This window comes from Microbacterium sp. NPDC008134 (assembly GCF_042957055.1).
In the GTDB taxonomy this organism is placed as follows: domain Bacteria; phylum Actinomycetota; class Actinomycetes; order Actinomycetales; family Microbacteriaceae; genus Microbacterium.
On record NZ_JBIBHO010000003.1, the window covers coordinates 121,580 to 140,829 of the forward strand.

Sequence of the window (19,250 nt, forward strand, 5' to 3'; positions counted from 1 at the left end):
TTCAGCACCCGGAGCCGTTCGTTCGATGGTCAGTCGAAGTTAGCACCCACCCCGGCCGAAGGTCGATACTCCCGACACATTGCGCCGAACGGCGACATCCCGCTACCTTCGTCAGCGACGTCAGGGAGTGGACGGTGCACCCACGCGGAGATGGGCCGCGGCATTCTTCGTCGCGTTGATCCCGCTCATCGGCACGCTCATCCTTCTCGAACTCCTGGCACGCGCCAGCAAGCCGGAGGGCGCCCGCTTCGACGTGCCCCCGGCGCTGAACCACTGACCCCACGGCAACGGGGTCCCTGACCTGCAACGGGGCCCCAGACCTGCAACGGGACCCCTGAGCTACGACTGGGTCCCTGAGCTTGTCGAAGGGCCCCACCCCGCGAAGCAGTGTCTCGAGGGGGACGCTTCGACAGGCTCAGCGACCCAATGAGTGCGGCCCAGCGACCCAGTGAGTGCGGCTCGGCCACCCAGTGTCTGCAACGTGGCACACCGTTCCGCGAGAGGATGTTCACGGCCCACCCGCGAGGAGACCCATGTCCGCAGCATCCGCTCCCCTGTCCCTGCCGCTCTACCGTGCGAACCCCGCGCAGGCCGTCGTGCGCTTCGTGCGCAAGTTCGCGACGTTCACGGGACGGGCGTCGCAGAGCGAGTTCTGGTGGGTCGCTCTCGCGCTCTTCCTCGTGCACCTGGTGCCGAACATCCTGCTTGCCGCCGGGCTCGCCTCGGGCTTGAACAATTCGATCGCGAACCAGGTCCCGGTGACCGTCGGCACGGACCCCGACGGCGCAGCACTCGTCGGCTCCACGGGCCCGACGATCCTGGACGACCCCACGGCCGCGTCGCTCATCCCGCTCGCGCTCACGCTCAGCGCCGTCCTCACCGTGCTCCTGATCGTCCCGACGCTCGCCCTAGTGTGGCGCCGCCTCCACGATGCGAACCTCGCCGGCCCCTGGTTCTTCCTCGGCCTCATCCCGGGCATCGGCTGGCTCTTCCTCCTCGCCCTCGTCGCACAGCCCGCGAAGAGCGAGGGGCACCGCTTCGACGCCGGCTGAGCGCGCGGCTAAGCTCTCTTCGTTCCGTCCATCCTGGGGAGGGTCGACGAACGGAAGGTCACGATGCGATCGACGACTCGCCCCGAGGACGGCGCTCCCCTCGCTTCGGGCGTCGGCTGGGGCCACCTCACCGGCCTGCTGTCCCTCGCGCTGGGCGCCAGTTACCTCCTGGGGGTCTACGCGATGCTCTCCCGCGCCTTCGGCGACGATCTGGGGGGCGAGGCGATCACGGGCGCGGCCTCCAGTGTGCTACTGGCGGTCGGAGCCCCTCTTGTCGCCCTCGTCCGCTGGCAGGTGCACCGCCGCGCGGCGCGTCGCATCGGAAGACGGATCAGGGTTGCGCCTCGCGTGATAGCGATCGTCGCACTCATGATCGGATCCGTCATCGCGGCGTGGTCCGGCGGCGGGCAACTCGACGCGTTCGTGGAGGCATGGCAGCTTCGCGCCACGCAGGAGGCACAGAACTCGCAGGAGGCCGAGGATGAACTCCTCAGGGTGCTCCGAGATACCGCGGAGGAGCTGGACCTGTCCATCACCTCGATCGACGTGGACGTGTCGCCCTGCGAACTCTCGCTCGAGCCGCCCGGGGGCGAGCACGAGGGCGAAGAGTTGCGCATCGTCGCGACCGCCGCCCCGGCCGACCGTGGGGAGGCTGAGCTGAAGCGCGCCGCCTCGGAGATCTGGGGCGACGACGACGGCCGCCCCGTCGACGGAGACATATACGGTCGCGGAGCATTGTTCTCGGCATCCGTCTACCTCGACGCCGACGTACCGACCTTCGTCATCTGGTCGCGATGCGTCGCCGCCCACGGCTGAACGCCCTACCTCAGGCTCGCCCGCGCCGCGGTCGGTTGCGCTCCTCGTCCTCGCGCATCCGGCGACGACTCCGCCGCGCGGCGAAGAAGTCGACCGACGCGAAGGCGAAGCAGGCCGCTCCGGCGATCCCGATCGCGTCACCGGGGTCCGTGAGCACCCAGGACAGAGCGAAGAGAACACCTGCCGTCAGGAACAGGACGCCCTGCACGAGCAGCATTCGCCAGAGCGGCATCCGTCAGCTCCCGATCTCGCCCGAAGAGGCATCGGATGCTGCGCCGGTCGCCGAGTAGCGGCGGGCGGTCGGACGCCGGGGCGCCGTGCGCTCGCGCGCCCGCTGATGCAGTGCGAGCGCGAAGCCGGTGCCCGAGACCGCGAAGACCACGATGAGTGTGAAGACCGCTTCACCGACGTGCCGCTCGTCGCGCGTGAACAGGACGATGCCCCCGACGAGGAGGAAGACGACGCCTTGCAGGACGTAGGCCGCTTTCGTCGTCATGGCCGCGGACTCGCGTCTGCCGACCGACGCTCGCGTGCGCGCTCACGCAGTGCCCGCGAAAGCATGATCCCGGACGGGAGGAATGCCGCCGGGAGGACGAGCACGACCCACCAGCTCGCACCGACCGCCGCGGCGACCAGAGAGAACACGACCGCGCCGAGGAACAGGATCACCGACTGCCCGAGATTCCACTTCCACTCGTCCATGACTGCTTCCCCCGTCGCATCGTGCCGGTGCGCTCGCACGCACGCCCCCTCACCCACATGACGAGATCGCGCGCGGGATCGGTCGCTCCTGTCGCCAGGCGGCTCGATCTTGGGCCACTGCGTAAGAAAGCGGTCGCTCGCTCGTCTCCTAAGGGGGGCACCGGCCCCGCATCGTTCGAATCGGGGGAAGGAACGACGAGATGAGCGAGGGAATCTCCCTCTGGTCGCCGAGCATGACGGCACCCGGCTCCGCCGCGCACGCACGCTTCCACGTGCTTGCCGGCACGGATGCCGTGGCAACCGCCGTCGAGCAGATCGTGATCGGCGGAGAGCACACCGACCTGCAGGTCGACGATTCGCGGCAGCATCTGCGATTCCGCACGAAGCGGACGGTCTGGAACTGGGAGATGGAGGTAGGCGTGACGGCGAGCCCGATGCGCCGCGGGTGCGAGGTTCAGCTCTCCCTCGACGTCGCCCCCGACCGCCCGTTCAGCCCCTACGACGCCGAGAAGAACTCCGCCGCACTCGAGCAGATCCGTCGGCAGATCGAAGCGGCGATCGTGTGACTTCAGGAATCGGCGACAGATTCCGGACCGCGATCCGTCAGTAGATGTGGGAGCGGAGTCTCGGTCTTCGCTTCCGCCCTCGATCCGGGAATATCGAGGCCACAGGTGGGCGGCATGGGGGTGTCGCCCACCGCTGGTGGCCGGCATCCCTCGCATGCGGATGCCGGTCACCCCGGTGGGGATTACTCCCCATGTCCCGAGCCATAGCCGCCGCACAGGTTTCGCTATGCTCGGGCGCATGACCCTGGCTACCGTTCAACACCAACTGTCCACGCCCGAAGGTTTCGCGAAGGCGGTCGACGCCAAACGCACCGTCGGGACCCTCGGCTGGACGAGCCTCGTGCTCGGCGCCGCCGCATTCGGGATCAACCTCTTCTCGACCGGCCAGGCCGTCGACTGGAACTGGAACCTCGTCGGCATGACACTGTTCCGCCCCGATCTCTTCGAGTACTCGAACGGGCGCAGCCAGGTGTGGTCCTACGTCTACACGTTCGCCCCGTTCATCCTGATCCCGCTCGGCATCATCCTCCTGATCGTGCACTTCTCGACGCGCAAGAACGCCGGCTCCACCCTCTTCGCCGACTTCCAGTCGCGCGGCTGGGTCGGCAAGCAGCGCTACACCGGGCTGCAGGTCAAGAACGGCAACCAGACGGTCGACACGGTGCTGGTCTCGCACCCGAGCATCCCCGACGAGCAGTTCGATGCGATCGCGCTGCAGTTCCAGACGTACGTCACGAGCCTCGACAAGAAGGCGCTCAAGGCCTTCACCACAAGCGCGACCAAGGCGGGCGTGCTCACCGGCATCCCCGCCGCGGTGATCGCACCGGGCATCCCCGCCGAGGTCGTCATCGCCCCGACACAGGGCAAGAGCGAGTTCGCCGTCGTCGTCCCGCCCGCTCCGGGCACCACCGCCAAGTTCAAGGTCCTGCCCATCAAGAGCTGAATTCCTGCACTCAGTCGCTGATTCGACGAGCGAGCGTCAGATTCCTGATGCTCGCTCGTCAATCTCTTGAGGGGTAGTCGGTTCCCTCATCTACGCGGCGGCTCCAGGGGAGTGTCGCGTGAAGGGGGCGGAGTGTGGTGCGCCGCCCCCTTCACCTTCCACAGTGAGTCGATTGGTGATTGATGAGCGTCATCCTGGACGAAGTCCGCGTACGGCCCCGTAGTGCCCTGAAGGTTCCCCACCCGGTCGAAGATCTGGCACCTGCCGATCCGAACCCCGAAGTCCCCGCTGCTCCGCGACAGGAGATCTACGACGGTTCCGAGCTGCGTCGTGAGCGCCGCTTCCTGGGTGACGACGCGTTCTCCGAGATCGGATCGGCAATCGCCTCCGGCGCCCTCGAAGACGGCGAGCTGCTGCGCGACCGCGAGCTGGCCGAGCAGATGGGAATCTCCCGCACTCCGGTGCGAGAGGCCATCCTGCAGCTCCAGCAGATCGGACTCGTCGAGATCCTGCCGTCGCGCCGCACGCGCGTCACTCCGTTGACCCGCCAGATCGCAGCGGACTGCCGCCGCTGGGCGGGCTATTGCGGCGGTATCGCGGCCCGCCAGGCGGTCGCGTCGCTGTCGACGACGGATGCCGAGACCGCCGTCTCCCGCATCGATGCGCTGCTCAAGGCCATCGGATCGCCCGCGGAGGCAGCGACGGCCGCACTCGAGCTCCTGCTCTTCCTGTCCGCTCGCGCCGGCAGCCCGATCCTCCACGCCGAGATCACCGAACGCCAGTTCTCGCTGCTGCGCGCACTGCGGCGGCTGTCCTACTCCTCGCACGAGGTCGACGCCGCTCGCGAGGCCAGCCGTGATCTCGCCACCGCGATCGCGCGTCGGGATGGCGACGGTGCCGAGTCCGCGATGCGCAGCATCTTCGGCATCCGTTGACGTCAGTATCGGAATCTGTGGCGCAAAGTCCGTGAGAATCCGGGCGATGACTTGTCTTCTTCAGCGACGCCTTTCTCAGAAACTGGATGAGCCCACGATGGAAGCCATCGGGTTGTACGCCCTACTCGCCTTCGTCGTCATCGTGCCCATCGTGTGGGCGGTGGTCGGTCGACGGGTTCGGGCACGGGCCGCGGAGGCCGGCACGAGGGTAGGCGTCAACGTCGAGAAGCGCCTGCGGGAGTCCTCCGCGTCCGGGCTCCACAGCGACGCAGTCGCGATGGGCGCACGCTTGGTCTTCTTCGACGCGGAGCAGGGTCGTCAGACGGTCGATTCCGCTCTTGCCGGGGTTAAGGTTGCCACTCGCGTCGACGACAAGACGTGGCACTTCGCCCACGGCTCACCCCGGGCGGTCACCGCCGCGTGGGCCGTCGGTGAGAACGGCGAGGGCGTGTTCTACGCGGCGCGCGCCACCGAGACCCTCGGTTCGCTGATCGCGACGCACACGTGGAAGAAGACGCTCACGAAGATCCAGGAGCTCGCCACGGCGAAGGGTGTAGACGTGCAGAGTGCGGTCTCGGCGCTCGTGCGGACCGATGAGACGGATGCCGGCGACCCCGTGTGGGTCGCCGCGCTTTGATGGCCGCGGGGCGGGATGCTTCGACAGGCTCAGCAGCCCAGTTTCTCGCGCCCCCTCCAACGCGGAACCCTGAGCCGAAACTGGGTCCCTGAGCCTGTCGAATGGCCCCACCACGAGATTCAACGGGTGACGGTTAAGAGATGAATGCGTGACATGCCGTGGATGCGGTGAATGGGCGAGGCCGCATGGCCCTGCTCATTCACCTGTGCCTTACTTCTCGATTACTCGGCGACGTTCTAGCGGCGGCGCACCAGGAGCAGTGCGAGGCCGGCGAGGATCGCCGGCGTTGCGACTCCGAGACCTCCGCCCACGATCCGTGGGTTCATACCCGTGATCGCCACAGCGGCGGGGAGGGCTGCGTGATCGTGGCGGTGGCCGGCCGCTTCCTGCTGAGCCCGTCGCCTCGAGCGTTCGACGAGCGCCGTTTCTTGCCCATGAACAGGTTGCGCATACGCATAACTGGTCCCCCGTGCTCGACGACGGGTACGTCGAGGCAGAACGGAGTCAGCATTCCGATGAACATGCGTTCAGCAAGAGCTCAGCAGCCGAGTATCACCGTCACCGGGGGCGAAATTCACCCCCGGTTTCACCCGAGGGCCCGGAGGTAACGCCCGGGTAACGAGTTTGCGCTCAGCGGCGGAGGTATGCCGATGCCTGGAGGGCGGCCTCCCGACTCGAGACACCGAGCTTGCGATAGAGCATGCGCAGGTGGGTCTTGGCGGTGTTGCGCGAGACGTACAGCGCCTCGGCGATCTCCTGCACTGACGCGTGGGCGGCGAGAAGGCCGAGCACCTGCTCTTCGCGCGGGGTGAGCGAGACCATGGGCGGCGGCACGATGCGCGCCGACCCGTCGCCGGGCAATGGTTGCTCGGCGACGAGGATGTCGCGCACCCCGGGGATGGCTTCCTGTGCGGCGTCGGCGGAGCGGGTCGCGTCGATGGCTCGCCGGATGCCGGCGAGGAGAGTCTTCGACGTAGGAGTCGGGCGCGCCAGGTGGGCGAGGTTGGCGCGGAGCACGCGCCAGCGCGAGGTCTCGACGAAGTCGGGCATGTGCTGTGCTTCCACTCGGTCGAGCAGGTCGGATGCCTCGCGCGCGCGGCCCCGGATCATGAGCGCACGGGCCGCACTGACGGCGAGGTAGGGGTCGAGGCCGGGTCGGTCGAGCGGCCCGACGGTGTGCAACGCCGCGTCGATGTCGCCGAGCGACTGGTGCATGTCACAGGTATCGGCCCGCAGCAGCGCCCCCGCGAGAGAGGTCGGTGGAGTGAGCGACGGGAACGAGTCGAGCGCATGCTGGATCTCGCGGATCGTACGCGCCCGGTCGCCCCAGAGTAGTGCGTGGCGTGCGCGGGCGTGGTTCTCGACCCACCACAGGTCACCCGACTCGATCCCGCGCCCGACCTTGGCCAGCAGACTTTCGGTCTGCGCGCGGTCGAGCTCGCCGATCGCGATGAGGATGCGTGCGAGCAGCCCCGCGTACTGCAGGCGGTACGTCATCACGTGCGGGTCTTCTTCGACGGGCACGATGCTGCGCTCGGCCCACTCCTGCGCTCGCGCGTTGTCTCCGGCGAGGGCGTGCGCGAGGGCGCAATAACCGGCGAGATAGGGGGCGAGGGGGTGCGGCATCCCGGTGGCGCTCCACCGCCAGGCTTCGGCGAACGCTTCTGCTGCTCGGGCGAGGTCCGCGACGACGAGTCGCGCGAGCCCGACGTGCAGCAGCACCATGCCGAGCACGTCGCCGAAGCCGTCCTGCTCGCGTGCCTGTCGGATCGCCCGTTCAGCGTCGTCGGCGGCGTCGTTCGCACGGGTGAAGCGCCCGGAGACGAGGTTGTGCCGGATCTCCATCGCGTGCACGGTGATCGTGTCACGCGCGGCGGGCCGCGGCTGGTCGAGTACCCAGCGGGTGAAGGTGCGCTCGACCCGCTCTTCGAGCCGGTCGGCGGATCGCCAGATGGCGTGTGTCCAAGCGGAAGCGACCATCTGGCGTGGATGCTGCGCCACCCACTCGCTCGGAACCCGCGGCCAGGCGTCGATCAGTACGTGCGGTTCGGCCGTGGTGAGAGCGAAGAAGTAGTCGTCGATGATGTCGCCGAAGTCGTCCCACCGCTCCTCGTCGAGAGCGGCGCGGATCTCGGCGAGGACCCGTTCGCGGGAGCCCACCGCCCAGATGACGGAGGGCTCGGAAGCTGCGTCGGAGACGGGATCTGTGGCATCAGCGGTCATGCGACGCGGGATTCTGCGGTGGCGCGGGCGGTCGGGGGCAATGAGGCTACCGGAGCCGCGTAACGGATCAACATCGCCGTGATGGCGAGGGTGAACGTCGCGACGAGGGCGCCACCCTGCAGCGCGCCCTGCTCGACGAAGGCCGCGGGGGCGTTGAAGAAGGCCCATGCCATCCAGAGCGTGTGCGCGGCGGAGGCGACGGTGACGGCCGAGCCGAGCAGGCCGATCGCCTGCATCCGGTGCCCGAGGAGCGCGAGGTTTCCGAAGAGCGCTGCGGCGAAGCATCCGATGCTCAGCGCGACGATGGTGGCGACGGCGAGACCTGTGGCAGCAGTGCCGCGGATGTCGGCGACGAGCATGATGGCGATGATCGTCGAGAGACCGAGCGCGACGATCGACGCGGTCGAGACGACGCGGCGGACCTGCTCGTGACGGCGACGAGCGGCCTGGGTGCGGGCGGTGCTCGCGGTGGTGACGTTCATGGTGTTCCTCGGTCGAGAGGTGAAGCGTTCGTAAGGGTCGGTGTGTGGATGCACCGGGGGCCGCGCACCTTGCGATGCGCGGCCCCCGGCTGTCAGCGGATTACGCCTGGCTGCGGCGGCGACGAGCCACCAGGGCGATCGCACCGGACAGCAGCAGGAGTCCGGCGATGACGATCAGGGGCGTGGAGTCCGCGCCCGTGATGGCGAGCGACGTGGTCGATCCACCCTTCGGCGGCGCGGTGGGCGGCACCGCGGTCACCGGGTTCTCGAGGCCGATCTCGACCAGCCCCGCACCCTGCGTGAACGTGGCCGAACCGTCACCGTTGTCGGTGACACCGGCACCCGTGAACTTCGGGGTGCCGAACGTGACGCCCGGAGCCGTGGCCGTAACCTCGGTCAGGGTGACGACGGTGCCCTCGGGAACGTCGTAGATCTCGTAGATCGTGCCGTTGGAAACCTCGAACGAACCGACCCGCGGCTCGGTCTCGCCCGGAACCATCGCGCTGTAGTCGACCGTGTACGACATGTCGATGACCTTGGCCGCGCCGTCACCGGTCACGGTCTTGGTGACCTGGAAGGACTGATAGTCGAAGTTCACCGGGTTCTCGAGGCCGATCGAGATCAGCTCGTCGCCAGCCGTGAACGTCACGGAACCGTCAGCGTTCTGAGTGATCCCCGGGCCCGAGAAGATCGGAGTGCCGTAGATCACGTGCGGCGCGGTCGGAGCGACCTCCGAGAGCGTGATCACCGCTCCGAAGGGAACGTCTTCGAACGCGATGGTCTCCCCGTCGGAGATCGTGACGGTGTCCGACTGGTTCTCGTCACCCCAGACGATCGAGTAGTTCACCGTGTACTCCGCGCCCTGCACCGTGTGCGCGGCGTCACCGGTGACGACCTTCGTCAGCTCGAAACCGCTGGTGACGATCTCGGCCGGGTTCTCGAGTGCGATCTCGACTGTGCTGTCGCCGACCGTGAAGCTGGCCGTGCCGTCGCCGTTGTCGGTGACGCCGTCACCCTCGAAGATCGGGGTGCCGTAGACGACCCCCGCGGTCTCGGGAGCCACCTCCGAGAGCGTGACGACCGTGCCGTACGGCACATCCGCCAGTCCGTCGGTGGCACCATCGGCGATGACGAGCGAACCCGTCATCTCCTCGCCGTCGAGCGTGTAGGAGTAGTCGACCGTGTACTCGGCATCACCGACGTTGCCGGCCGCTGATCCGGTGACCGTCTTGGTGACGAGGAAGCCGCCCGTGATCTGAACGGCAGAGTTCTCCAGGCCGACCTCGATCAGTCCGTCGATCACGGTGAACGTCGCAGTTCCGTCTCCGTTATCGGTGACGCCTTCGCCGGAGAAGACCGGCGTGCCGTAGAGGATTCCCTCGGTCAGCGGCGTGACCTCCGAGAGCGTGACGACCGTGCCCTCGGCGATATCGGTCAGCCCGTCGGTCTCACCGTCCGCGATCGTCACCGAACCGGTGACCGTCTGCCCGTTCTCCTCGAAGGAGTAGTCGACCGTGTACTCGACGCCGGCGACGACCGGAGCGCCGGTCCCGACGACGGTCTTGGTGATCTCGAAGTCACCGAGGTTGTCACCCTCGCCTCCGCCACCCGCTTCCACGTACGGGACGGGAGTCGCGGTGTAGGTGTTGCCGTTTACGATCGCGCGGTTGTTGAAGATGTCGCCGTCCTCGACGTCGACGGGCAGGTCCATCACGACGATGACCTCGTAGACGCGCGAGCCGTCAGTGTTGGCACCGTTGAGCTGCACGTCGAACGCGGTGTCGGCGGGACGGTCGGTCAGCGTGTAAGAACCGGTTCCCGTTCCCTGGCCGAGGTAGGTCCAGACCGAGGTGTCGTCCTTCTGCGCCCAGTCGGCCGCGGCGATCGAACGAACGGTGAGCTGCGCAGGGTCGAAGACCAGCGGCGCGTCGTAGTCATCCGTGATGATCGGGTTCGGACCCGCCCCGAGGTCGTCACTGGGCACGCGGATGACCCAGGTCATCGACGTGCCGTCGTTGTTCATGTACCCGAACTTGGTCGGCGACGCGGGAAGGTCATCGGGGCCGGCGGTGCCGACACCGCCCTCGACGTCGGTCACGATCGTGACGTTGTTGCCGGTCGTGAACTCGATCTGCTCCTCGTCCATCTCCTCGACGAACTTGGCGTTGAAGTTCAGCGTGCCGTGCACGTTGTTGTGGGTGGCGACGAAGTCGCTGAGCGTGCAGACGAACTGCGATTCGGTCACCTGGCAGGTGCCCACGATGTTGCCGTCGGCATCGGGCAGGTTGATCGTCGCGCCGAACCCGACGAGCGCGTCGGGGAAGTTGAGGGTGAAGGTATCTCCGGGCTGCGCGGAGTCCGGCACGGCCCACGTCGCGCTGACCTGGTACTGAGCATCCTTCACGTACGGCGGAGCATTGACGATGTCGACGCTGGTGACACCGTTCACCTCGGCAGCGCTCGCGGGCTGCGCCGCGAGCACCCCCGAGAATATGGCGAGGATCATCCCCACCAGCACAAGAAGTGCACCGGTCGCGCGCGAGCGCTTTCGGAGCACTGCGGAATTCCCATTCATCCCAGTTCCCTTTTCCCGTTTCGAAGCACGGCGATCGACGGATCCCCCGACGTTAAAGACGCCGTGCTCGCGCGTTCATTACGCGCTTCACTCGTTTTTCTTGAAAGCCGTAGAGTCTCCGTCATTGACGACACGCACCGAGCAGAGTGTCCACGTATGCGACGAAACTGTGTTCGCCCGCGGCACATCGATGCCGAGCATCCCAAGTCAGAAATCCAGGCCCACAAAGCAAGACGTGGTCGATGCGGGAATCGGTCGGGCGCCACAAAAAGATTTCGCGGGAGTTTTTCGCGGCCGTCGATTCGAGAATCGGCGGCCGCCCCTCGGAGGAAGGGCGACCGCCTGACGCCGGCGCCGTGGGGGCCCGGCACTCCATGCGTCATTTACCTAGACGAGGTGGACAGCAGAATATGTCGGTCGAGCCGCGATATTCCATAAGCGTCGTCGCCGCGCCCGCACCGGGGCACACGAAAGCGACGGCCGGCCCCGCAGCAGGAGGGCCGGCCGTCGTCGAGTGATGCGCATCCAGAAAGATGCGGATCCCCCCGATTGCTCCGACGGGATGGGAGGACGTCGGAGCGACACCCCGGAAGCAGGAGTCCGAAGGCGCTACTAGCAAGACGGTCTCGACGCCGGAATCTGTCGGCGGTGGGGCGGATCTCTTTCGGCGTCGGGGAGTCGTGCGGGGCGGGGCCCTTCGACGGGCTCAGGGACCCAGTTTCGAGGGCGGGCCCTTCGACGGGCTCAGGGACCGGGTTTCGAGGGCGGGCCCTTCGACGGGCTCAGGGACCCAGTTGCGAGGCGGGGACGAGGGACGCCCGGGCCGGCGGAGCCGGCCCGGGCGTTCCGGGAGGATCAGGCGGTCTCGTCCAGGCGGCGGCGACGCAGCGTCAGCACCAGGCCGAGGGCCAGGGCGGCGAGGGCGGCGATCGAGACACCGATGCCGACCATGGTGCCACCGGTGATCGCGAGACCCTCGGTCGGAGGCGTGACGCCCCCACCCGACGTCGGCGGCACCGGGATCTCCCCGCACGCCTTGTCCGTGACGGTCACTCCATCGACGGTGAGCTCGGCCTCGTTCACGAACCCGCCACCGGTCTCGGTGGTCGTCGTCGTGCACTCCGCCTCGACGACCGTGATCGTCGTCGCGACCGTGGTCTCGACGACCACACGGTAGGTGTGCGTCGCGCCACCGGCGAGCGTCACGTCCGACGCGATCGTCGTGTCCTCGACACCGTCGTACGCCGGGTTCGTGTCGACCTCACCAGGCGTGATGTTCTCCACCGCGACATCACCGATCTCGACGTCCCCACCGAAGTCGAGCGCGTCGACCAGGTCGTACACGCCCTCGGCGGTGCCGTTGTTGATCACGTCGAGCTCGTAGGTCACGACCGACGTGTTGTCGTCGGTGAGCTCGGTGGCCCCGACGTAGCGCTTGTCGAGCACCATGTCGAAGTTCCGGTCGATGATGAGTCCGGCGTCGAGCGTCGGGTCGGCCGAGTCCGGCGCCAGCGTGAACGTCTGCGTCGCACCCGTCGTCGTGTCGGCATCCGAATCGATCGTCGCGTCGTCACCGGCGTGCTGCGTCGTGAACGTCGTGTTCGAGCTGAGCCCGTTGGGATCGAAGATCACCTGGTACTCCCCCGATGCGAGGTTCTCGAACAGGTACGCGCCGTTCTCGTCGGTGACGGTCTCGAGCGAGACCGCGTTGCCGTCGAGATCGGTGCCGACCAGGCGCACGGGGAACCCGGCCACACCCGGCTCGCCCTCGGACTGCAGCCCGTCGGCGTTCACGTCTTCCCAGACGCGGTCGCCGACCGACGACGAGATGATGCGGACGTTCCGGATGGCCGGACCGACGCCCTGCGTGACGCCGTCGGCGCGACCCGCGGTGACGTTGCTGTAGACGTCACCTCCGGCGTTGCCGACCGGGGTCATCGCGATGTCGACCTGGAACGGCGTCGCCGGGGTGAACGCGCCCGGTCGCTGGAAGCGCAGACCCGTCACCTCCTCGTTCGCCGCAGGGCAATCGGCCGCGGTTCCCGAACCCGAGACCACCGCACCCGAGATCGCGTCGCACCACACGGTCGATCCGGCTGCCCCGTTCGAGGCATCTCCCGGAGCGGCGACCAGAGAAGCCGACGGTGTCGCCGTGTAGAGGATGCGGACGTTGTCACCCGCGACCGGCGTCGCGGACTCGAAGACCAGCTCACCGGTGAAGTCGCTGCCGCCGAGGCCGTCGGCCGGCAACACGTCGATCACGTCGACATTGCTGACGTTCTGCGGCGAGTCGACGTTCGCGAAGAACACGCTCCACAGGATCGTGCGCGGGGTGGTCACCCCGTCGGGGTTGACCTCGAGGATCGGTCGAGCGACCGTCTTGGCGACCTTGATACCGGTCGGCACGATCAGCTGCACCTGTACGTCATCATCGCGCAGGTTGGCCGGGCTGCCATCGACCGGAGACGAGATGAGCACCTGGTTGGTGTACACGCCGTTGCGCGCGGTCTCGATGATCTCCGCCGTCACGACGAGCGGCTCGATCGGGTCGCCGATCGGAAGTTCGCCGAGGTTGAAGCGCACGTACTGGCGATCCGCCGCGCACGCGATCTCCGCGTCCTCCGGCGCACCCATCTGCACGACCTCGGGCGTGATCGTCGTCGCGCCCTGCATCGTCGATCCGTATACCTGGTACTCCGGCAGGCAGTCCTCGATCACGACGAGCGCGGGAGCCGCGTCGTCGGCCGGGATCGCCGTCGAGAGCGTCGGGTCGAGGCGGTAGCGGATGTCCGCTCCCGAGGTGTACTGCGGAACCGAGGTGTTGTCGAACTCCCCCGTCGTCGGGTTCTCGACGTACTTCTCGACGCGCACCACGGCCTCGCCCTGGATCAGACGGTCGCCGAGGCTTCCGGCATGCGTCTCGGGGTCGTAGGTCGGCAGAGTGTTCTGCCGCGCGGTGTCGGCGATCGCCTGCTCGGCGGTCTTGACACCCTGCGAGATGATGCGCGAGGCCCAGTTGCCGATCGGCGCGGTCTCGTCGGAGTCGAGCACGACCTGACCGATCGCGAAGCTGAGCCCGACGTCGCCGAAGGTCGTGCCGGCCGGCCACTCGGTGTTGAACGTGACTCGCACGCGGTTCACACCGGGCCACGTGGTCCGGCCCTGGCCGTCGACGATGCCCGCGACGATCTCCGAGGGGTCGGAGACCCACTCGCCGCTCGCGCAGTCGGCGTCGGATCCGGCACCGGCCGGGCCCGAGCTGTACTCGATCGTGAGATTGCGCACACCCGAAGCCGGGGTGCCGATCACGCTCGTGGCGAGAGGGACGTTGGTCTGCGTGTAGTTCGCGACGAACACTGGCGCACCGTTGCTCGAGTAGAACGCGGCGTTCGATCCGGTCCAGCTCGGGTGGGCCGCGAGCGCCAGACGGTCGGCGTCCCAGACGTCGCAGGCGAGCACGGTGCGCGAGACGGCCGTGCCGGTTCCGGCCGGCCCGCTCTCGCTCACGCCCAGCACACTCTGCACGGCCTGACCGGGCATCACGACCGTATTGCCGTCACGACGGAATCCCGATCCGGGAGGGCCCTGGAAGGTCGGCGAGCCCGAGAACTGTGGTGCCGGCGTGTTTCCCGGCTGCCCGAAGATACCGCTGAAGAACTTGTCGAGCGAACCGGTCGCCTGCAGCAGGATCGGCACGTCACGAGTGTTGTTGATCGGGTCGTCTATTCCCGGCGTGCCGTCGAGACCCGTCATCTGGATGTTCGTGAACTCGTTGTGCGTGTTCAGCAGGAAACTGCTCGTGCCGTTACCGCCGAAGTCGGTGATCGCCGCCTGCGGCACGTGCACTCGGATGAAGATCGAGACGACGAACCCGACGTTCGCAGGAAGGCCTGCGCCCGAGCCGGTGGTGGTCGGCACAGTCACGGCGCTCGTGTCGGCGCCCGAGATCGTGATCACGCCGTTCTCGCCCGGACCTGCCGACGGGCACGCGGCCGTGCCCGAGTTGCGGACGGAGTTCGTCGTGTTGTTGCCCCCGCCGGCCGTCGACGACGAGTACGGCAGCGTCGTGCGGAAGCCGGTCGCCGACGTGACGAGACCGCAGTTGCGGAACATCGGCGCGTAGGCCGCGGTCGCCGCCGCTTCCGATCCTGCCGCCGAGACCATCTGCGCCCACATGGTCGCACCGTAGAACGACGCGGGGTCGAGGTTGTCCTCGATCACGATCGGCGCGCCGAGGGGCATCGTGCCCTTACCCGACGCCGGCACACTGATCGTGAGCGGGTAGGCCAGCTCGCGGCACGCGCGAGCCGGATTGTCGACGCACGGCGTGGTCGCCTGCGACAGCGGCCCCTGCGCGGGGTCGGTCGCCGTCATGCGCTTCGACACGTCGAACCGCGGGGCGGAGGAGACGGTCTGCGAGAGCGGCGCGGTGCTCACGGCGTCGGGCACCTGGTCGGTCGTCACGTCGAAGACGATGTCGTCCATGACGGTGCCATTCGGCACCTCGTTGCGCACGCGCGTCACGAACGGGTAGTTGAGTGCCGTTCCAGCGGTCTCATTGTCGAGGATGCAGGTGACCTGCTGCTCGGGCAGCGCCTGCCACGAGGTGGCGGTGAGCGGAGCCGGCAGCGTCGGCAGACTCGCCGGGGTCACGCTCGATCCGGCGAGACAGAACGGCGGCAGGCTCACCAGACCCTGCCCGCGTGGCACGGTGAATCGCACCGTCGGCGTGCTCTGATCCTCGCCCTCGAAGCGGATGCCGAGGTTGTACGAGATGGTGTCGTTCGTGCGGATGACGTCGTTGTCGGCCCCGGAATCGTTGCCCGCCGAGTCGTCGGCCTGGAACGGCGCCGTACCTGTCTGCTGACCGATCGTGAGCGACAGCGTCGCCGCCGCAGCCGCCGGCGTGGCGACGAGGAGACCGGCGCACAACGCGCTCAGCGCGGCCGCCACCCCCATCGTCCTGGTCAATGCGCGCGTGCGCGTGGTCGTGCGAGTCATGATGGCCCTTCCCCTAGCCAAGGTGATGCGCAAATACGCTCCCCGTGAGCGGAGAACTTCGGATGTTCTCTCTCAGGTGAGACTTCGGGTTGCGCCTATTATTACGCCGAACTGAGAACTTTGTGTTAAATAATTTGCACCTAAGTGACTACGGTTTTCACGCGTATGTGCGCGAGTGTCTTCAGTGCAGCGGTCGCCGCCTCCGATGTGGTCACGATGTCGTCGTAGTGGTGAACGAACCCGAGGGCGTCTTCGATGACGATGGAGACCCGCACCTCGTCGGGGCCGAGGCCCTTCGACAGGCTCAGGGCCCCAGCCGGTTGCGCGCCCAGGGCGGCGGGTGGGGTCGGCGACCCCACCCGCTCGAATCGCCCGCGGATCATTCCGCCACCGCGTGGGTCCGCGAAGCGGTGTCATCCGAGAGAGCAGAGAGCCTCCACCCTCCGACCCCTGACCATCCGCGCACGCGATGCAGGTCGTGCCCGCCTTCGCGCGTGAGCACACCCCGTTCGGGCGTGCGGTCGTGCACCGCTGCGCGCGGCGAAACCTGTGCTGCCATCGATCTCTCGCTCCCCATCCCATCGACCCACCTCCCGCGAACCCCCGTGCAGAAAAGCTGGGTGGAGCAGGCCGACTTGGGGAGGCGGCTCCACCCAGCCGCCCGAATGAACGGGTCTCGACACTGGGGAGGGTCGAGCGAGGATTTATCCCCGCACTGAGTTGACGAATCGGGCGCGGGAATCTGTCGGTGAAAGACGAAAGTCAGTCGCCGACGGTGCCGCGCGCGGTCCCGTTGAGCATCGCGCCGCCCTCGGTGCGGCCGTCGAAGCGGATGTCGAAGACGACCTCGGTGGCCGGAGCGTGGGCCACTTCGAAGCGCCCCCCGCTGGGCGACTCCCGATCGGTGGTGCACGAGACGTCGCCACCCTCGATCAGGCAGTTCCAGCCGCTCGGAGCGGTGATGGACTCGACGTCGACCGAGAGATCCATCCGGAGAGTGCCCAGCGTGAACGACTCGTCCTGCACGGTGATCGTCATGTCGAAGTCGCTGTGCTCGGCGTCGACCGCCTCGGAGGTCATCGCGAGGGACCCCAGCGGGGTCTCGGCGAAGAACCACGTCTTCGTGACGAACGTCACCACGACCACCGTCATGAGTACGAGCGCCGTCGCGGCCGCCGCCAGCATCGCCGTCGTGCGCGCCCACTCGTGCCAGCTCGCCGGCCCGGAACCCGCGTCGACGGGAGTGTCCGCGGGACCGTCGACGGGAGCATGCGCCTCCGGCACGGAGGCATCCGCCCCCTCGGCCGGCAACTCGCTCGCCTCGGCCGTGCCCGCCGGCCCCGCCAGCGCCACCGCGCCCGCGAGCGGCAGCGCACCCAGCGTTGCCAGACCGGCGAACCGCTTCCACGACCGCCGACAGTACGGGCACGTGCGGTAATGCTCGGCCGAGCGACCGCCCTTCGTGCCCTCGGGGGTGTCGCCCACCGTCTCCGGCAACAGCTGCGCCGCCGCCACGCACTCCGGTCGGGCGTTCTCCTCGAGCAGCAGCCGCAACGTCGTGCGGCGCAGATTGCCCTTCGCACGCCGCGTCAGCGAATAGATCGCGGCCGCGGGCCGCGCCATGTGCTCCTCGAGGTCGCGCGGCTTGCGCCCCTCGAGCACGGTCGCGACGAGCACGCGCTGCTGATCGGACGGCAACTCGGCGAGCGCGCGCCGCACGATCGCCATTTCGGACTCGATCTCGAGTTCGCGGATGCGAGGGTCGGCGGTCGATGCCGGCTCCTCGACGTTGTCGAGAGGAGCGACCTTCGACCGCGGCGAGCGGAAATCGTCGCGGATGCGGTTGCGCATCGTCTGCGCGATGTACGCCGGTACGTTCTCGGTGGGCCCCGTGCCCTGCGACCATTTCGAGAGCACCATCAGCAGCGCATCGCCGAGCAGGTCGTCGGCGTCGTGCGTGATGCCCGCGACGCGCTTGGCTGTTAGGGTCAGCGACGGCATCATCAGCGCGAAGTACTCGCCCGCCGCATCACGGTCGCCCGTCGCGGCCAGGCGCACGAGTTCCGCCGTCGTCTCGGAATCGGGAGAGGGTGCGTCGACGGAGTCGTCGTCGCGCGCCGGATCGGCATCCGACGCATCCGGGGGAAACGCGTCCGTCATCACTCTCCTCATCGATTCGCAGGGGGCGGCCTCAGCGGATGCTGTTCATGCCGCTGACGAGCGGAAACGATACACCGCCGAACCGACGCACGGAGACACCGAGCGTCGGTTCGGGGGCGAAATGTGGATAAGTGAGGGCGAATGTTGCGGGCTCATGTCGGGCGTGCCCGCACTCTCAAGACGAGATCGACCCGCGAATCTGTCGCGGTCGGAGGGCGATGTCAGACGGCGGAGATGCGCCAGGCCGCCGCATGCGACGCCCCCGGCTCGAGCACGATCAGATCGACGCCCGAATTGAAGGCATCCGGTGGGCAGGTCATCGGCTCGACCGCGAGACCGATACGGTTCGTCTCGGGCAACGGGGTGTCGGCCGTGTGAACCTGCACCCAGGGGCACCCCTCGTCGAATGTGATCGCGACACCGTGGCCGTCGGCCGCGAGCACCGTCACCGCCGCGATGCCCGACGGATGCCGCTCGAGCGACGTGAACGCATGGTCGATGAACGTCTCGCCGATCACCCGCGGCTCACGGAAGTCGAACTCCGGCACCAGCTCCACGGCCTCGACGCGCACCGGACTCAGACGATCCTCGGTCACGAGCAGCACCTCGGATGCCGGCAGACTCAACGTCCAGGCATCCACTCCTCCGTCGCCCGCCCAGAGGTACGGGTGCGGTCCCGTGCCCCAGGGCGCGGGCACGTCGTAGACGTTCGTCGCGGTCACCGACTGGGTCAGGCCGTCGATCCCGACGGCGTACTCGGTCTGCACCCGCACGCGGAACGGGTAGCCGTCCTGGGCGGGGATCGTAGCCTCGAACGTCACACGATCGGATGCCGTCGCCACCGGGTCCCAGTCGGCCCAGGCGAGGAGTCCGTGCAGGGCGTGCCCGCGGGCCGGCTCGGTGAGCGCGAGCTGGTGATCGACTCCACCGAAGGAGTAGGCGCCGTCGACGACGCGGTTCGGCCACGGCGCGAGGGTCGCTCCGCGGTAGGCGGGGCGCACGGCATCCGCCTCGAAGGGCACCACCAGGTCGCGCCCCTGGAAGGTCAACGCGCGCAGGGACGCGCCGACGCTCGCGATCGTCGCCTCGTAACCGTCGGAGAAGATCGTGAACTGGCGGCCGGAGCGGGGGGTGGGGGTCATTGGATCCACGTTACTT

The 19,250-nt window shown here is 68.0% G+C and carries 17 protein-coding genes; 7 read left to right on the top strand and 10 right to left on the bottom strand.

Going from position 1 to position 19,250, the window contains the following annotated elements:
* Positions 1–127 precede the first annotated feature (127 nt).
* The 3 genes from ACFY9N_RS14060 to ACFY9N_RS14070 all read left to right on the top strand — a co-directional run bounded on the left by ACFY9N_RS14060 (position 128) and on the right by ACFY9N_RS14070 (position 1,868).
* Positions 128–277 (top strand): hypothetical protein, encoded by a 150-nt coding sequence (locus ACFY9N_RS14060; protein ID WP_391479381.1) that lies wholly within the window; start codon positions 128–130, stop codon positions 275–277.
* A gap of 256 nt (positions 278–533) precedes the next feature.
* Positions 534–1,052, top strand: coding sequence for a DUF805 domain-containing protein (locus ACFY9N_RS14065; protein ID WP_391479382.1), 519 nt, complete (start codon positions 534–536; stop codon positions 1,050–1,052).
* A 63-nt stretch (positions 1,053–1,115) separates the two neighbouring features.
* On the top strand, positions 1,116–1,868 hold the full coding sequence (locus ACFY9N_RS14070) for a hypothetical protein (protein ID WP_391479384.1): 753 nt from the start codon (positions 1,116–1,118) through the stop codon (positions 1,866–1,868).
* Between the two features lie 10 nt (positions 1,869–1,878).
* On the opposite strand, the gene ACFY9N_RS14075 is transcribed toward ACFY9N_RS14070, so the two are convergent.
* From ACFY9N_RS14075 to ACFY9N_RS14085, 3 genes are read right to left on the bottom strand one after another with little or no spacing between them, the layout of a single operon-like run.
* The gene (locus ACFY9N_RS14075) at positions 1,879–2,100 is read right to left on the bottom strand and encodes a hypothetical protein (protein ID WP_391479386.1); all 222 of its coding nucleotides are present in this window, start codon (positions 2,098–2,100) and stop codon (positions 1,879–1,881) included.
* Positions 2,101–2,103: 3 nt separating this feature from the next.
* Positions 2,104–2,364: a hypothetical protein gene (locus ACFY9N_RS14080; protein ID WP_391479387.1), complete on the bottom strand. Its 261-nt coding sequence runs from the start codon at positions 2,362–2,364 to the stop codon at positions 2,104–2,106.
* Complete coding sequence (locus ACFY9N_RS14085) at positions 2,361–2,570, bottom strand: hypothetical protein (protein WP_391479389.1); 210 nt, start codon at positions 2,568–2,570, stop codon at positions 2,361–2,363. Before ACFY9N_RS14085 ends, ACFY9N_RS14080 begins: the two co-directional genes overlap by 4 nt.
* Positions 2,571–2,770: 200 nt before the next feature.
* Here ACFY9N_RS14085 and ACFY9N_RS14090 point away from each other — a divergent pair, with 200 nt between their 5' ends.
* From ACFY9N_RS14090 to ACFY9N_RS14105, 4 genes are all read left to right on the top strand, one after another.
* Complete coding sequence (locus ACFY9N_RS14090) at positions 2,771–3,136, top strand: hypothetical protein (RefSeq protein ID WP_391479390.1); 366 nt, start codon at positions 2,771–2,773, stop codon at positions 3,134–3,136.
* A gap of 238 nt (positions 3,137–3,374) precedes the next feature.
* The gene (locus tag ACFY9N_RS14095; RefSeq protein WP_391479391.1) at positions 3,375–4,079 is read left to right on the top strand and encodes a hypothetical protein; all 705 of its coding nucleotides are present in this window, start codon (positions 3,375–3,377) and stop codon (positions 4,077–4,079) included.
* Positions 4,080–4,261: 182 nt separating this feature from the next.
* Positions 4,262–5,014 (top strand): GntR family transcriptional regulator, encoded by a 753-nt coding sequence (locus ACFY9N_RS14100; protein ID WP_391479393.1) that lies wholly within the window; start codon positions 4,262–4,264, stop codon positions 5,012–5,014.
* 97 nt (positions 5,015–5,111) lie between these two features.
* The gene (locus ACFY9N_RS14105) at positions 5,112–5,651 is read left to right on the top strand and encodes a hypothetical protein (RefSeq protein ID WP_391479394.1); all 540 of its coding nucleotides are present in this window, start codon (positions 5,112–5,114) and stop codon (positions 5,649–5,651) included.
* 630 nt (positions 5,652–6,281) lie between these two features.
* On the opposite strand, the gene ACFY9N_RS14110 is transcribed toward ACFY9N_RS14105, so the two are convergent.
* The 7 genes from ACFY9N_RS14110 to ACFY9N_RS14140 form a co-directional block, all read right to left on the bottom strand.
* A complete protein-coding gene (locus ACFY9N_RS14110; RefSeq protein WP_391479396.1) occupies positions 6,282–7,874 on the bottom strand; it encodes a LuxR C-terminal-related transcriptional regulator in 1,593 nt (530 codons plus the stop codon).
* On the bottom strand, positions 7,871–8,356 hold the full coding sequence (locus ACFY9N_RS14115) for a hypothetical protein (RefSeq protein ID WP_391479397.1): 486 nt from the start codon (positions 8,354–8,356) through the stop codon (positions 7,871–7,873). Before ACFY9N_RS14115 ends, ACFY9N_RS14110 begins: the two co-directional genes overlap by 4 nt.
* 100 nt (positions 8,357–8,456) lie before the next feature.
* Entirely contained in the window at positions 8,457–10,913 is a 2,457-nt protein-coding gene (locus ACFY9N_RS14120) for a DUF5979 domain-containing protein (protein ID WP_391479398.1), read from the bottom strand.
* Positions 10,914–11,786: 873 nt separating this feature from the next.
* Positions 11,787–15,932, bottom strand: coding sequence for an SdrD B-like domain-containing protein (locus ACFY9N_RS14125; protein WP_391479400.1), 4,146 nt, complete (start codon positions 15,930–15,932; stop codon positions 11,787–11,789).
* Positions 15,933–16,072: 140 nt separating this feature from the next.
* Positions 16,073–16,315 (bottom strand): hypothetical protein, encoded by a 243-nt coding sequence (locus ACFY9N_RS14130; protein WP_391479401.1) that lies wholly within the window; start codon positions 16,313–16,315, stop codon positions 16,073–16,075.
* 379 nt (positions 16,316–16,694) lie between these two features.
* Complete coding sequence (locus tag ACFY9N_RS14135; RefSeq protein ID WP_391479402.1) at positions 16,695–18,092, bottom strand: RNA polymerase sigma factor; 1,398 nt, start codon at positions 18,090–18,092, stop codon at positions 16,695–16,697.
* Positions 18,093–18,313: 221 nt separating this feature from the next.
* Positions 18,314–19,234, bottom strand: coding sequence for an aldose 1-epimerase family protein (locus tag ACFY9N_RS14140; RefSeq protein WP_391479404.1), 921 nt, complete (start codon positions 19,232–19,234; stop codon positions 18,314–18,316).
* Between the last annotated feature and the right edge of the window lie 16 nt (positions 19,235–19,250).